The organism is Mariniflexile sp., assembly GCF_052728615.1.
In genome coordinates, this window is the sequence record NZ_JBFVFE010000001.1 from 205,538 (window position 1) to 219,086 (window position 13,549).

Consider the following 13,549-nt stretch of genomic DNA (forward strand, 5'->3'; position numbering starts at 1 on the left):
GTTTGGGTTCTGCAAAAATATTGTTTAATCTAAAATTTAAGTATTATGACAACAAGAGCAAGTACTACAAGTAAAAACGGAAGTGCAACAGCCACCGTTAAAAATGAAGTCAAGAAGAAATTGACACAAAGCGCCATTGGACTTCAAGTTCAAGAGCTAAGTATTGGAAGGATTATCCCAGACCCAATGCAACCAAGAAAATCCTTTAACGAGGAAGCACTTAAGCAACTATCTGAAAGCATCGAAGAACACGGTGTCCTACAACCAATTACAGTCCGAAAATCTGGAAAAGATTACATCATTGTAATGGGAGAACGTAGGTATCGTGCAAGCAAATTAGCGAAAAAGAAAACAATTCCGAGTATCGTAAGGGAATATGATAATAATGATGTTTTGGAAATTCAAATTATTGAAAATCTGCAAAGACAAGATGTTGAACCTACCGAAGAAGCTGAAGCGGTAGTATTCCTAAGCGAAAAATATTCGCCAACAGAGATTTCAAAACGGTTGGGAAGAACAGAAAACTTTGTAAGGCAACGTTTAAAATTAGCCGGTCTAATTGAAGGTTTTAAAGTGTTTGTTCGTAATGGCGAAATGACTATTTCGTTAGGAGTAGGTGTTGCACTTTTCGAGCCAGAAGAACAGCAAATGATGCTGGAAACAATGGGAGAGGATTTTAGTGCACATCAAATTAATCAGATGATTAAAAACCAGACTTACGATTTGGAAAAAGCACCTTTTGATGTAAATAATGAAAAATTAATTACCAAAGTTGGTGCATGTACAAAATGTCCCTTCAATGCAGCAAATCAAGGCAATTTGTTTGGCGATGGTAAAATGGTGTGTACAAAATCAGCATGTTATGAAACGAAGAAAAGTAAGTCGTTTTTGAACTTGATTGAAAAATCGAAGAAAGAGAATGTGTTGTTGATTCCTGAAATTCGCAAATACTGGGCAAATGACGATAATAACCAGCTCGTTATATCGCAATTGGAAAAAAATGGATTGAAAGTCTACCTTCTGGATGATGTTGAAATAATCGAAGAACCGATTGAGCCTACAATAGAAGTAATTAAGACTGAATACCAACATTACGACTATTCTGAAGATGAAATGAAAGCTGAACTTGAAGAAGCGATTGATAATTACAAGGAAGAATTGGAAATACACAATTCTGCAAAAGAAAATGGATTTGTAAATGGCGTTATGTTTCATCCAAAAACTTATGTTCACAAAGCAATTTTTGTGAAGTTAATAGAAGATTCAAAAACTGATAATTCTACATATTCGGAACCTATGGCAAATAGAAAAATGGCAGAGTGTTCGCCTGAAGAGCAAATCGTTAAAATCAACGAAAGAGAAATACGAAAGAGGCATATTGAGAACAACAAGCAATTCGAAGACATGGTTCAGATGATTCGTCAAACTGATTACATCGAAAAGAAGAAAACACTTTCGGTAGATGAAATGGTGGCCTTCTCATTAACTTTATATGAAAATAATGTGGACTATGTAGGTCGTCAAAAACACTTTTCAAAATTATTGGGGAACACATCCAAGAAGACTGATGTAGAAATTGTCGAGAATTTCAAAAAGAATTTCAAAAAAGAAACTTTCTATAAGTTGATTCGGTACATCCTTACCAAGCAAGTACATTTTGGCGAAAGCAATCACGTTAATAACTTGACGAACATTTCATTCTACAATGCGATGCAAGGCTATTATAAAACCAAAATTGCAAATATTGAAAAGGAATATGCAGAAGAGAGAAACAAGCGTGAAGCACGTTTGAAAGAGCGAATAGGAAATCTTGAAAAGCAAATTCAGGAATTAAACAATTAGCTTTTGTTGTTGGAAGTAAGGGTCAGCATTCGTGCTGGCTCTTATTTTTTTATATAGTCGTTCATGAAAATGGGTAAGTAGAAAGTATTCAATCAATATCAGCGCAAAGGTAAACTCGTAAAATACACCCATCAAAAGACTACGGCATAAAGCCTAAGCATCATCCAACGCTTATTTATTCCGTTTCCTTTTGAGCTGTGATTTTAGCTTCCGTTTGTGTACTGCTCAAATATTGTTTAATCAAAAATATAGAATTATGAAACAAGTATCTGAAAAACCCAACATGTCATTACAAGAAGCAGAACAACATTATCAATCAAGTAGTGAAAAGTACGATGTAGATAGTGGAGAAAGTCATTTAGCGTATTACAGAGATAAGCATCCTTCAAATTATCAAGTATTATTAGATAGTGTTTAATTTAAAATCTCACATCATGGAAAATTTAAAAGTAGTTCAGTTCGATTTCGGTTTTGAATGTAAGCCGATATCAGCAAAAGATAAAGTTGTAAAACCAACTAAAAAGGATAAGAGTGATTTCGTTTTCGATTTTATGGATTGTCTTGCAAGTCCAATCATAGTTTTTAAATCTGCATGGCAAGATACTATACCAAAAGATATACTTGGTAGAATCAAATTATCACGAATCATTTGCTCAATGATAGGAGATAAAATGGCATCACTTACAGAGACTTTAGCCTATATGATGCCAAGAACTTATGAAGCACCCATGCAAACAGAATGGGCAAACATTTACACATGGCTAGGGCTTCAATATGCAATGCAGACCAAAAGTAAAGACCAATTAGAAGCTATGATTGAAATAGCACCAAAAGAGCTTTCGGATTATGAAATGGGTATGTTGAATAATCTTAGAAAATGGATTTATGATAAGCGAAGAAAGGCACTAAAAGATATTATGAAAACGAATAAAGTTTCAAAAAACGATGGTATTTTAGATATTCAAGAGAAACTATTTTAAAAATAAATATTCAATTTACGAGGGGAAGATTATCTTATCATTCCATTCAGCACATTTCCTTCCATTCCGTAAAAACTACATTCCAGTAAAAGAGCTTCATTAAAATATCTTGGACCTAATTCCCACTTTTGACTTTTCATTCCGTTAACCCTTCCCGCTTCTCTGGAAAGGAACACTTCATTCCCAAGTAAAAAGCGTGAATCAAGTCCGCCAAATAAGGAAAAATGTATTTGCATTTTGTTCCACTTCCTATGATTTTGTATTTCACAAAGACTTTAGAATCACTTCCGTAATCCAACACCGTCATACCTTTTTTTGACAGCAAAATAACAACATTCAGCTTTGAACGACAGCATAACCAGGCTCGTACCTCGCACTTTTTATATGTCTAAACAAAGCTGAATATCGAAAGCACTAAGCAACAAAAAGAAGGTAACAGCGTCGGCTCTATGGGAAGTAAATCTAAAATGAATCTTATGAAATCTTACAAAATCAATAAAAAGGAAGCGGAACAAAAGTTAAAAAAACAAAAAAAGGAAAACGCTCTGGATATAATAAGTAAATCAATAACAAAGCCTTTCTGAATGGTTCAGATAGGTCAATATTAATCTTTAAATTTTTTAATTATGAGTACTCTAATAAACAAAGTACAGTTAATTGGCAACGTAGGAAACGAGCCAGAAATCACAAACCTTGAAAGCGGAAAGAAAGTTGCAAAATTTTCAATAGCTACAAATGAAAGCTATAAAAATGCACAGGGAGAAAAAGTTCAGAACACCCAATGGCACAATATTGTGGCATGGGGCAAGATTGCCGAAATCGTAGAGAAATACGTAGGCAAAGGAAAAGAGGTAGCACTAGAGGGAAAATTGACCTCACGCTCTTATGAAACTAAAGAGGGAGAAAAAAGATACGTTACTGAAGTGGTCGTAGATGAAATTCTTCTTTTAGGAATTAAAGGCGATAACGCTACGGAATAATTTAAAATTAAAAGAGAGCGTTCTTCTCGAAAAGTTGCGCTCTCTTTTTCATTATTAATCTTATTAAATAGAATTACAATGAATGATAAAGTTAACAAAATAAAAGCCGATTTGCAACATTTTTGTGGTACAGAAATGTTCTTTAAAATTCCATTAATTGGAACTCGTTTTACTGATGGATTAAAATATTTAGCCAACGAAGCGGAATGCTTTTGGCTGATTACGGATGCATCAGTAATTGCAAAAAGTTTATCGAATAGAAGTGAATTTATTACCATTGATTTTAAACGACTTTCTGAAAAGGAACAGTTTGAAAAGCAATGCGAAGCCATCATTAATTATAGCGATGGAAATGATAAAATTTTTGAAACGCATAGATATAATGTAACCGATTTTCCTTTGGATGAATTGCGATTATTTTTTGTAAATAATACGCTGATGCTTCCAAGTGAATATTAAATTTTTGAGATATGATTTATATTAAATTTCAAGATTTGAGTTCGGAAAAGCAAGAGGAACTTTTACAAGTTTCAAGAGAACACGTTACATATCTTTATGGAGATTCCATTAAAAAGTATGTTGACGAAACTGGCGCAGATTATGATAGCCTGATAGACGAAGAAATGATTAAAAATTTATACACTTATAGTTATGTTTTTAACATTTAGAAGATTTATAATTGAATTATTAACCCAGGACCTCTAATTATTTAGAGGTTTTTTTTGTCATGTTATTTTATATTCTGCAACAAAAAGAGCCATTCCTTAAAGATACTTTTAAACTTCAAGAATAACACTCTTAAAAAATCGAATTACAATTAGCAATCGTTAAAAAGCCATTACATTTTTGGATGAAATGGTATTTTTTTTGTCCCGACAGGTCGGGACGAAAAGGAATAGCAAGAGGGTAACGGGCAGAGCCACGTTACATATTCCTTTTATTATATAAACCATTGATTTTAAATTACTTGAAAACTAATGAATTATGTAAGTTTCTTCGATTTGCGTCAAAGGCTCTTAAACAGCCTGTAAACAGGGATGGATTTACGTCAAACACAAAATAAAGCGAAATAAAATGGATTCATTCATCACCATCAGGTTTAAAAGGAAAACTGCCAAACGTTTTCAGGAATTTTCAAAAAAACACTTCAAGACTCATACGGAAACGATGGAAGCCATACTTGATTTTTTCTTCTATAACGAGATATCGCCAAAGGAAAAATTAGGTCCTACGGGCAGAACTATCGAAGCTAAACTATTAAAAAGAATTAATGCAGTAATCGCCATAATGCGTGATGTTGAAAAGACACAAACGAAGCCTACCGTAGCAATGTTGGAATCACTTTTTCAGACAGAAGAACCAAAAAAGAAACCGTTGATTTTGGAAAAGAAATTTATGGAAGAAAAAAGGGACGTTCGGTTTTCTAACTCGTCGGCATACAGGCAGGAAAGGGAAAAACCGAACAACGAAATCTAAAATTTTAAACTATGTACATTACGATAACACCTCAAAAAATGGGAGGCAATTATTCCAAAAGTTCGGCTGATTTTGTTGGTTATCTGGAGAAAGAAAACCATGGATTGGAGCAGCAGGATTCGGAACATTTTTTTAACCAATATGGCGACGAGATTTTAGCAGAGGAAGTGGTCAGGGAAATAGACGGCAATACTGCAAAACTTGAAAAGCACGAGCCACGGTTTTATTCTATTACCGTAAGCCCTTCAAAATACGAACTGAAACGGTTGCAGAACCATAGTGTGGATTTGCAAAAATATACCCGTGAAATTATGAAGGATTATGTGGCTTCATTTAATCGCGAAATCAATGGGCGACCAATAACCATAGACGACATAAAATATTATGCAAAAATAGAACACCAAAGGACATTTAAGGGAACGGACTTTCAGATAAGAGAAAACCAACCGTATGCCACAAAAATACTCCAACTAAAAACTGAAGTCCGAAATGTGCAAGATGGACGAGCAGAAGGGAATGTGAAAAAATTGGAAAAAGAAATTGGGAAACTCGAAAGAGAAGCACCACACCAACAGAACGGAAAACGAATCGTACAAGCAATGCCAAAACCAGGAAACCAAAGTCATATCCATATTATTGTGAGCCGTAAGGATGCTTCCAATAAATTCAGCTTGTCCCCAGGAAGTAAATACAAAGCTTCCGATGTTGAATTAAATGGAAAAACAGTAAAACGCGGATTTGATAGGAATGGTTTTTTTGAGAAAGCAGAAAAGACTTTTGACAAGACTTTTGGCTATCAAAGGAACTTTGCTGAAACCTACAAGGCAAGAAAGGAGTTTGTCAAGAATCCAAAAATCTATTTTGCTTCACTAATGAAATTGCCCACTAACGAAAAAGCATTGGCGTTCAAAATAATGGGAAAAAGTGGCATCCCGATGATGCCGAGTATTCCTGTCACGCAAGCACAATTGGCAATGAAAATATTTAATAGGCTACGACGTGGTGCGGAAGTGGCCATCAAATCAAGTTCCATCGGAATCTAATTTAAAATTATGCAAATGTACAATCTCGTAACAGTACTTTTAATTATTGGTGTGGCCAGTAGTGTTTTCTATGGAATATTTCGGATAAGCAAATATGCATTTGTCGTCAATTTTCTATTGATTGCAGCTCTTGTGTATTATTTAAATGAACAATTACCATTGGTGCAAATAGCACTTTATTTTGTTTGTCCTCTGATATTAATTAATATTGGGATGTATGTTTTCTTGCATAAAACGGACAAACCTAAAAATGGAAATGCCAAATATCAGGTCAATTTTGCCACCACGAAAGGAAACTTTAAACTGGACAACATCAAACGTGGAGCATCAATTATTGGTTCTGCCGGAAGCGGAAAGACCGAGAGTGTTGTGTATGGATTCCTGAAACACTTCCAAAAAGAAGGTTTTTGCGGAATTATCCACGATTATAAAGACTTTGAACTGACCGAGATGGCTTATCCACTTTATAAGGATACCAATATCCCTTTTAAGGTAATTTCCTTCGACAAAATCATAGATAGGGTAAATCCTGTTGCACCACGCTATTTAGAGAACGAGGAAAGCGTAAACGAGGTGTCAAGGGTATTAATCGAAAATCTTTTGGAGCAAAGAGAGTCAGGAACAACTGGCACAACAAAATTCTTCAATGATGCAGCGGAAGGCTTGATTGGTGGATTGATTTGGAAATTGAAAACCACCTATCCACAGTTTTGTACACTTCCACATTTGATTGCCATATATCAATATCTGGACACGGAAAGCCTTATCCAGTTTTTGGAAACCAATACGACATCGAGGGCAATGGCAGATGCATTTATCAGTGGAAAAGATTCTGAACGACAGACCGCAGGTGTAAAGAGCACTCTGGCCAATGCGCTAAAACGAATTAGCACACAGCGAATTTTTATGGCGTTGTCTGCGGACGAAGTTCCCTTAAATATCAATCATATAGATAACCCTGCTGTGATTTCGATTGTGAACAACCCCAAATTCGAAACATCCTATTCACCAGTAATCGCCACCATTATTCACACTATAACCAAGCAAATGAGTGTTCGTAATAGCAAACCATCTTTTCTTCTGATGGAAGAAGCGCCAACTATACGATTATTGAATATGCACCGTATTCCTGCCACATTGCGAAGTTATGACATATCCACAATCTATGTGATGCAGGACAAAATACAAAACGATATGATGTATGGGGATAAGGCAAGTAAAGCAATATTGAGCAATCTTTCCTATCAGTTTTTCGGAAAGGTCAACGACCCAGATACAGCCAAATATTACGAACGATTTTTTGAGATTATCAAAGATCCAACCAAAAGTGTGAGCCGAGGGCACAATCTTGATTTTGATACACGTGTAACCACTGGAGAAAAAGAGATTCCAAAAATAAGGGCGGATGTATTTTTTCGATTGAAACAGGGCGAGTTTATTACCTATGCGGATGGAAAGGATAAGAAAGTACAATTCAAATTGGAAAAGATTCAGAGGGAGATTCCAGAAAATGGCAGGGAATTTTCAAATGCTGACTTGGAGGCAAATTTTGAACGGATTTATGAGGAGGCTAGGTCAATATTTAAAAATTAATTATTAGTATCTTTATTGCCGATTTATTTTAAGTAATGACCGAAACAAACCGCATAGAATATAAACGAGAATTATCCGATGGACTTGAAAAAGAGGTCATTGCTTTTTTGAACTATCGTGAAGGTGGCATTATCTATATCGGTATTGACAAAAACGGAAATACTTATGGCCTGCCAGATGCAGATGGCGACCAATTGAAGATTAAGGATAGACTGAAGAACAATATCCGTCCTTCTGCACTTGGCTTGTTTGATATTGTGAGCGAAGAAAGTGATGGCAAGCATATTCTAAAAATCATTGTCGCCAGTGGTCCGGAAAAACCATATCATCTCAAAAAATATGGAATGAGCGAAAAAGGTTGTTTCATTCGTTTGGGTTCTGCAGCAGAACCAATGCCACAAAAGATGATTGACGAACTTTTTGCGAAACGCACCCGTAATTCCATAAGTAAAATCAAGGCAAGTCGGCAAGATTTAACTTTTAGCCAATTAAAAATATACTATCAGGAATCAGGGTATAATCTTGGTAATTCATTTGCTAAAAACCTTGAACTTCTTACTGAGGATGGTTTGTATAATTATGCGGCATATTTATTGGCAGACAAAAACAATACTTCTATAAAAGTTGCCAAATATTTGAGTTCGAATCGCATCGATTTAATAGAGAGCAACGAGTACGGTCACGAATGTTTGGTAAAAGCAACGAAACAAGTCATCGATAAGGTTGCTGTAGAAAATAGAACTAACACTAAAATCACAGCGAAAGAAAGACAACAAGCCAACCTATGGAATCCCATCGCTTTACGCGAGGCAATCATTAATGCCTTTGTGCATAATGATTACACTAACGAGATTGTTCCAAAGTTTGAAATTTTTGCCGATAGAATTGAAATTACATCTGCTGGGGGTCTGCCTGAAGGATTGAGCAAACAAGAATTTTTCGAGGGCTTTTCAGTCCCACGAAATAAGGAACTGATGCGAATTTTTAAAGATTTGGAACTCGTAGAGCAATTAGGTTCTGGCATCCCCCGTATTTTGGAACATTATGGTAAAGAGAGTTTTGTCTTTTCAGACAATTTTCTGAGAATGACCTTTGTTGCTAATGAAGCTGCTATTGAAGAAGGTGGTGTAACAGGTGGTGTAACAGGTGGTGTAACAAGTGATGCAATTGATGCAATTGAAGCTTTAACCAAAAGACAGAAAGAAGTCCTTAAACTTATTGCCGCAAATTCTTCCGTAACCTATAATGAAGTAGCTGAAGCTCTAGGTATTAATGAATCTGCTGTTGGTAAGCATATTACAGCTATCAAGAACAAAGGTTTTTTAATACGCCAGGGTGGTACACAGGGTTATTGGGAAATAAACCTCGATAAAAACTTGAAATAGAAATTCTATTTAAAAAGGTCCTTTATCCCTTGGTCCATTATGCGTTACCTTCCATTGATTGTTTTCTTTGACCAGTTTAAAAATCCCTGGTTTTGGGTCGTAAACCGTTGAATATTTTACCCAAGCCACCTCGCCATCCATAGCTTCATCGACCACTTTAAAATTAGCTTCTGAATCTTTATCTTCAGCAAACATTGCTTGGATACTTGAAAGGTTTGCATAGCCTTCCGCAGTGGTATATTTTTTTAAGGTAGCTTCATCACCGTGATAAAAACTTTCAGCAACAACTTTAGCGGTTTCAGAAGGAGAAAGATTCTTGTTTTCTGAACACGATAAGAACAATAATATAAGTGAGCAAATGACTAATTTTTTCATAATTTTATTAATTTGGGTTATTGATATATTTATGCGATATTTTCAGTTCTATATTCCGTTCGCCATCTTTTTCGTGCAGTTTCAAAACAGTTCTGCGGTCATTGGACAAAGAAAATTTTGGCAGTACATATACAAACCGCACCGTTTCATTTTCTATTATTTTCGAAGGCAGATTCTGTTTAAAAATAGGTTCTTGATACAGACGTTGTAACGATTTTCTTTTTCCTTTCTGTCTTGTTTCAACCGAGAGTTTTAAGAAATTCAAATCATAATCCAAACTAGAATTATTCTTAATCTGGATGACGAAGTAAAGTTCTTCAGTATCAAAAACAATATTTTCAACGCTTAAAACAATACCTTCTTTCTCCTTTTTAATCCTTCCAATACGCTGCTTTCTTTCAAGAAGATAAGAACTGAATCTCTGGTAATAATAATCTCGGTTATTAATATTTTTTTGAGAAATAATAACTGGAACTGAATCATTAGTTGGTCTTTCATTCCCAATGCTACTTGACTTAGGTATGAAATAATTGAGTTCCGATAGTTTTTCTTTATATCTTACAATATACGAAAAAATTGAACCATTTCTATTGATTATCAGTAGATTACTTTCTTTTCCAGGCTTTGCTTGCAGCAAACCAAAATACTGTTCTTTTTCACGGTTATAAGTGAAAACAAAATTCTCAGATCCAGTTATACCTTGTCGAATGGGTTCTGGAAAAAACAGCGCAACATTTTTGGTGTCATTGGCATAAATAGTATCCAGATATTTAGTTGTTTGTGCTATTGATTGTGCAGCACTAGTGCTGGATGCAAAAGTGTAAATTAGAACGGCAGATATTAAAATAAATGTTCTCATAGCTTTGGTTTTAGAATTAGTCTGTAGTTATTCAATACGGTTACTTTTAAGTTTCGATTATTACGTTTGAGTACCTTAGTAATTCCGCCAACTTGCGGAACACTCGGAATATTAATATCGCCTATAACATCGTCCAGAACTTCATTGGTGGCTTCTGCCCGAAAATTGTTTTCAACATAGATCCCCTCGCTACCATCCTGTAAATCGAACGCTTTGAGTTTGGTAGGATGATGTTTGATATTCTCTATTTCTATTAAAGCGCGATTGGGCTGAAAACTGATAAATCCAAAAACAAGTGTGTTTTTTGACATTTGTATGTTATTAATCATTGCAGTTTTGGTAAGGCGCATTCTCAATCTGCTATTTGCTTTAATTATTTGGTCGCCATCAACGACTACATATAATGTTTCATCCGTATTACTGATAATTGAAATGTCGTTTGGTTTGGGCGAAGCCGCAAAGAATAATTGATGTTCAAGACCCAATTCTTTGGCTTCAATCTTCTGTTCCCGTTTTATTTCTGCGGAATCTACTTCTTGAACCTTTTTAGGAGCTGTTTTTCTTGAACCAATATTCTGATAGTTCAAATCAGAATATTTGATTTTTCCTGTGGGGTAGATGCTATCCACGATACGTTGTTTTTCACGTTCAGGCAGGTCTTTATCATAAAAGCCAAGGGAATCAATCAGTTTTTCATCGTAAATGCTTGGCGCATTGTTCTCACGTACCTCTTTTAAATCATTGATGGCATCCAGTTTGGAATCGTATTCTTTTTGATTTTCTTCCAAATCCGGTACTAAAGTCTGTTCAAGGTTTTCATTTTCACTTTCATCATCGCCCATTACCATAACGGAATAGGAAATCAGGAATATGAAAATCACAGCTAATACTGCTGCAAAGACAATTTTATTTTTTTCAATTTTCATTGTTCAATTTTTTTAAGGTGTTTTCGAAATAGTTTGTAATTAATAATCCGTGTGGATTGTTCGGAAAGTTTCGATCGACTATAATTAGGTTTCCTGTCGAAATCAGTTCGTAAGTGTCAATTATGGAACCTCTATTGATTTCAAAAATGGTCGTCGTGGTAAAACTATATGAACCATTATTTTCGATTATCCTTGAATCGATACTCAACACTTTTTGAACCAGGGAGTATTGTAACAGTCGATTGTAAACGCCATCAGCTTTCTTTTGGCGATAAGTGTTATCAATGGAACTGTTACCCAGCCAAAGCGCTTTTTCCAAGTTCCGTTCATAGTTACTGGCATCAAGGTTATAGAAGTAGTTGTGGAACAGTTCTAAATGCGCCAAAGCTTCAACCCTGAAATTTTCTTTTTGGGTAACGAGTTTTAACGGAATGATGCTACCATCGGTATTGATGGCAAAGGCACTGTTTAGCGCACTTTTATGAGTAGTAAATGCCATCCAAACGGAAAATGTACTAGCCAAAAATGCAGATACTATAACTGCTAAAACGATAAAACGATTCAACTTTAGGACATTGTAAATATTTTTATAAGGCGTTTTCATTCTGATTTGTTTTAGTTGGAAAATAATCTTAATGTGAAGGACGTGGCGCGCCTGTATAATTTGAATTTCAAGAAGACGATAAAGCCAACTGAACCAAGCTGTACCACAGGAGCGAAAAATCCTTGACCTACATCCGTTCCAAAAAGGTTATTCCAAAAATTTGTATTGATTTCTGTGTAAAGTGCATTCACAAATACGTTGACCAGAAAAAATGCTGGCACCAACATATAAACAGCTGCATAAAGTTTGAAGAAATTATAAGCCAAAGATCGAAATTTCTCAAATACCGCTAAACTGATAACCAATGGAAAAAACGCCTGCATAATGCCCAAAAGAAAGAATCGTTCTGCTAAAAAGAGCGGATAAATAAACAGATCCAAAATCCATAGAATGATGCCAATGATAAAGGCAAATATTTTGAACCCATAAAGTGGCGTTACCAAAGCTTCATAAAGCAATGTCATTGCATTTTTTTGCAGCGTCAATTAAATTTACATCTTCCTCTATTGGAATGTCCTGCATTTGCAAAGGCAATAAAGCTGGTGCCGTTCCTCTATATTGTGCTTCTATTGAAACTAATATGCCATCAAAAAAGCCCAATACCTGTGTTGAGAATATCACTAATATTACAACGGCAAAATTCTTTGCTAATTCCCCAGGACTCAATCCCCAAGTATAACCATCTTTATCTGCAATACCTTCATTATATTTTTTGAGGATATTGACCAAAAAAAACAGAACCGCAAGCGTTTTCATTCCTGCAATAGTATATTGCGAAAAATTGCTGTTTTGTATCGTCTGGAAAACTGTGTCTATATATTCCAGTCCAATCCCTAAAATGATGGTTGCGGTCATTTTTAGTATTCTGTTTCGCGGTTATTGATTTTATCCTGCATTTTTCTGAAGGAAATAATATCCTTGTAGCGTTTTGTTTTGGCTTTCACGTTAGAAACCATTTCCTTTGATTCCAGCTCTTTTTGTTTAAGGATTTCAGCACGTTCAGCATCGCTCATTTTTAGATAATCGCTGGATAGGATTTCGTCTATGAAATCCATTGTTTCAAGTGAATTCTCAACAATGGAACTGAAGGATAGAGAGACACGAGCTACTTCATCGGGTTTGATATAAGGGGAATCAAGAATATTCCTTAAATCATCTTGCATCATATTAATTAAGCGTTGATTGTTGCGTCCTATCTCCCGAACGGCATTCAATTGTCTAATCACATCATTGACCTTTTCAATGTTTTCTTTTGCTGTTTTCATAAATTGAACTGTCTTAATAATATTTGCAGTTTGCTTACCTGATTCTATTAGTTGTTTTACCAAGCTTATAAAATTGGTATTGTCATAAGTTGGCATTCCTTGGGCGGTAGCATTACCCGACAAAAAGAAGGTCAAGGCTACTGTCATTACTAAAATTTTGAATTCCGTTTTATTCATTGTAAAAAATTTGTTTTGGTATTCGTGAATCTTCGATTTCATAA

The 13,549-nt window shown here is 35.2% G+C and carries 16 protein-coding genes and 1 pseudogene; 10 read left to right on the forward strand and 7 right to left on the reverse strand.

The features are described 5' to 3' along the window. The first annotated feature begins 45 nt into the window (after positions 1-45). From ACU1LP_RS00910 to ACU1LP_RS00920, 3 genes are all read left to right on the forward strand, one after another. Positions 46-1,842: a ParB/RepB/Spo0J family partition protein gene (locus ACU1LP_RS00910; protein WP_445733610.1), complete on the forward strand. Its 1,797-nt coding sequence runs from the start codon at positions 46-48 to the stop codon at positions 1,840-1,842. 256 nt (positions 1,843-2,098) lie between these two features. Then, a complete protein-coding gene (locus ACU1LP_RS00915; protein ID WP_173587380.1) occupies positions 2,099-2,260 on the forward strand; it encodes a hypothetical protein in 162 nt (53 codons plus the stop codon). A gap of 16 nt (positions 2,261-2,276) precedes the next feature. Then, positions 2,277-2,822: a hypothetical protein gene (locus ACU1LP_RS00920; protein WP_445733609.1), complete on the forward strand. Its 546-nt coding sequence runs from the start codon at positions 2,277-2,279 to the stop codon at positions 2,820-2,822. Between the two features lie 29 nt (positions 2,823-2,851). Here ACU1LP_RS00920 and ACU1LP_RS00925 read toward each other — a convergent pair whose 3' ends face one another. Next, complete coding sequence (locus ACU1LP_RS00925) at positions 2,852-3,058, reverse strand: hypothetical protein (RefSeq protein WP_445733608.1); 207 nt, start codon at positions 3,056-3,058, stop codon at positions 2,852-2,854. Between the two features lie 390 nt (positions 3,059-3,448). Here ACU1LP_RS00925 and ACU1LP_RS00930 point away from each other — a divergent pair, with 390 nt between their 5' ends. The 7 genes from ACU1LP_RS00930 to ACU1LP_RS00960 all read left to right on the forward strand — a co-directional run bounded on the left by ACU1LP_RS00930 (position 3,449) and on the right by ACU1LP_RS00960 (position 9,299). After that, positions 3,449-3,802 carry a single-stranded DNA-binding protein gene (locus tag ACU1LP_RS00930; RefSeq protein ID WP_445733607.1) on the forward strand — a complete coding sequence of 118 codons (354 nt, stop codon included), beginning with the start codon at positions 3,449-3,451 and terminating at the stop codon, positions 3,800-3,802. Positions 3,803-3,880: 78 nt separating this feature from the next. After that, complete coding sequence (locus tag ACU1LP_RS00935) at positions 3,881-4,261, forward strand: DUF6876 family protein (protein WP_173587382.1); 381 nt, start codon at positions 3,881-3,883, stop codon at positions 4,259-4,261. 35 nt (positions 4,262-4,296) lie between these two features. After that, positions 4,297-4,470, forward strand: coding sequence for a hypothetical protein (locus ACU1LP_RS00940; RefSeq protein WP_179354348.1), 174 nt, complete (start codon positions 4,297-4,299; stop codon positions 4,468-4,470). A gap of 406 nt (positions 4,471-4,876) precedes the next feature. Then, the gene (locus tag ACU1LP_RS00945) at positions 4,877-5,278 is read left to right on the forward strand and encodes a BfmA/BtgA family mobilization protein (protein ID WP_445733606.1); all 402 of its coding nucleotides are present in this window, start codon (positions 4,877-4,879) and stop codon (positions 5,276-5,278) included. Between the two features lie 11 nt (positions 5,279-5,289). Next, positions 5,290-6,321 carry a MobB family relaxase gene (gene mobB / locus ACU1LP_RS00950; RefSeq protein ID WP_445733605.1) on the forward strand — a complete coding sequence of 344 codons (1,032 nt, stop codon included), beginning with the start codon at positions 5,290-5,292 and terminating at the stop codon, positions 6,319-6,321. A gap of 15 nt (positions 6,322-6,336) precedes the next feature. Next, entirely contained in the window at positions 6,337-7,914 is a 1,578-nt protein-coding gene (locus tag ACU1LP_RS00955; protein WP_445735295.1) for a type IV secretory system conjugative DNA transfer family protein, read from the forward strand. Between the two features lie 35 nt (positions 7,915-7,949). Then, on the forward strand, positions 7,950-9,299 hold the full coding sequence (locus ACU1LP_RS00960) for an RNA-binding domain-containing protein (RefSeq protein WP_445733603.1): 1,350 nt from the start codon (positions 7,950-7,952) through the stop codon (positions 9,297-9,299). 9 nt (positions 9,300-9,308) lie between these two features. Here the strand turns inward: ACU1LP_RS00960 and ACU1LP_RS00965 are convergent, their stop codons facing one another. The 6 genes and pseudogenes from ACU1LP_RS00965 to ACU1LP_RS00990 all read right to left on the reverse strand — a co-directional run bounded on the left by ACU1LP_RS00965 (position 9,309) and on the right by ACU1LP_RS00990 (position 13,505). Then, entirely contained in the window at positions 9,309-9,674 is a 366-nt protein-coding gene (locus ACU1LP_RS00965) for a hypothetical protein (RefSeq protein ID WP_445733602.1), read from the reverse strand. A gap of 7 nt (positions 9,675-9,681) precedes the next feature. Further along, on the reverse strand, positions 9,682-10,533 hold the full coding sequence (locus tag ACU1LP_RS00970; protein WP_445733601.1) for a DUF4138 domain-containing protein: 852 nt from the start codon (positions 10,531-10,533) through the stop codon (positions 9,682-9,684). Beyond that, positions 10,530-11,459 (reverse strand): conjugative transposon protein TraM, encoded by a 930-nt coding sequence (gene traM, locus ACU1LP_RS00975; protein WP_445733600.1) that lies wholly within the window; start codon positions 11,457-11,459, stop codon positions 10,530-10,532. The genes ACU1LP_RS00970 and traM overlap by 4 nt, the downstream gene beginning before the upstream one ends. Beyond that, a complete protein-coding gene (locus ACU1LP_RS00980; protein WP_445733599.1) occupies positions 11,449-12,063 on the reverse strand; it encodes a conjugal transfer protein TraK in 615 nt (204 codons plus the stop codon). The genes traM and ACU1LP_RS00980 overlap by 11 nt, the downstream gene beginning before the upstream one ends. Positions 12,064-12,074: 11 nt before the next feature. Then, positions 12,075-12,918 (reverse strand): annotated as a pseudogene (locus tag ACU1LP_RS00985) (hypothetical protein). A gap of 2 nt (positions 12,919-12,920) precedes the next feature. Continuing rightward, entirely contained in the window at positions 12,921-13,505 is a 585-nt protein-coding gene (locus ACU1LP_RS00990; protein ID WP_445733597.1) for a conjugal transfer protein, read from the reverse strand. Positions 13,506-13,549 lie beyond the last annotated feature (44 nt).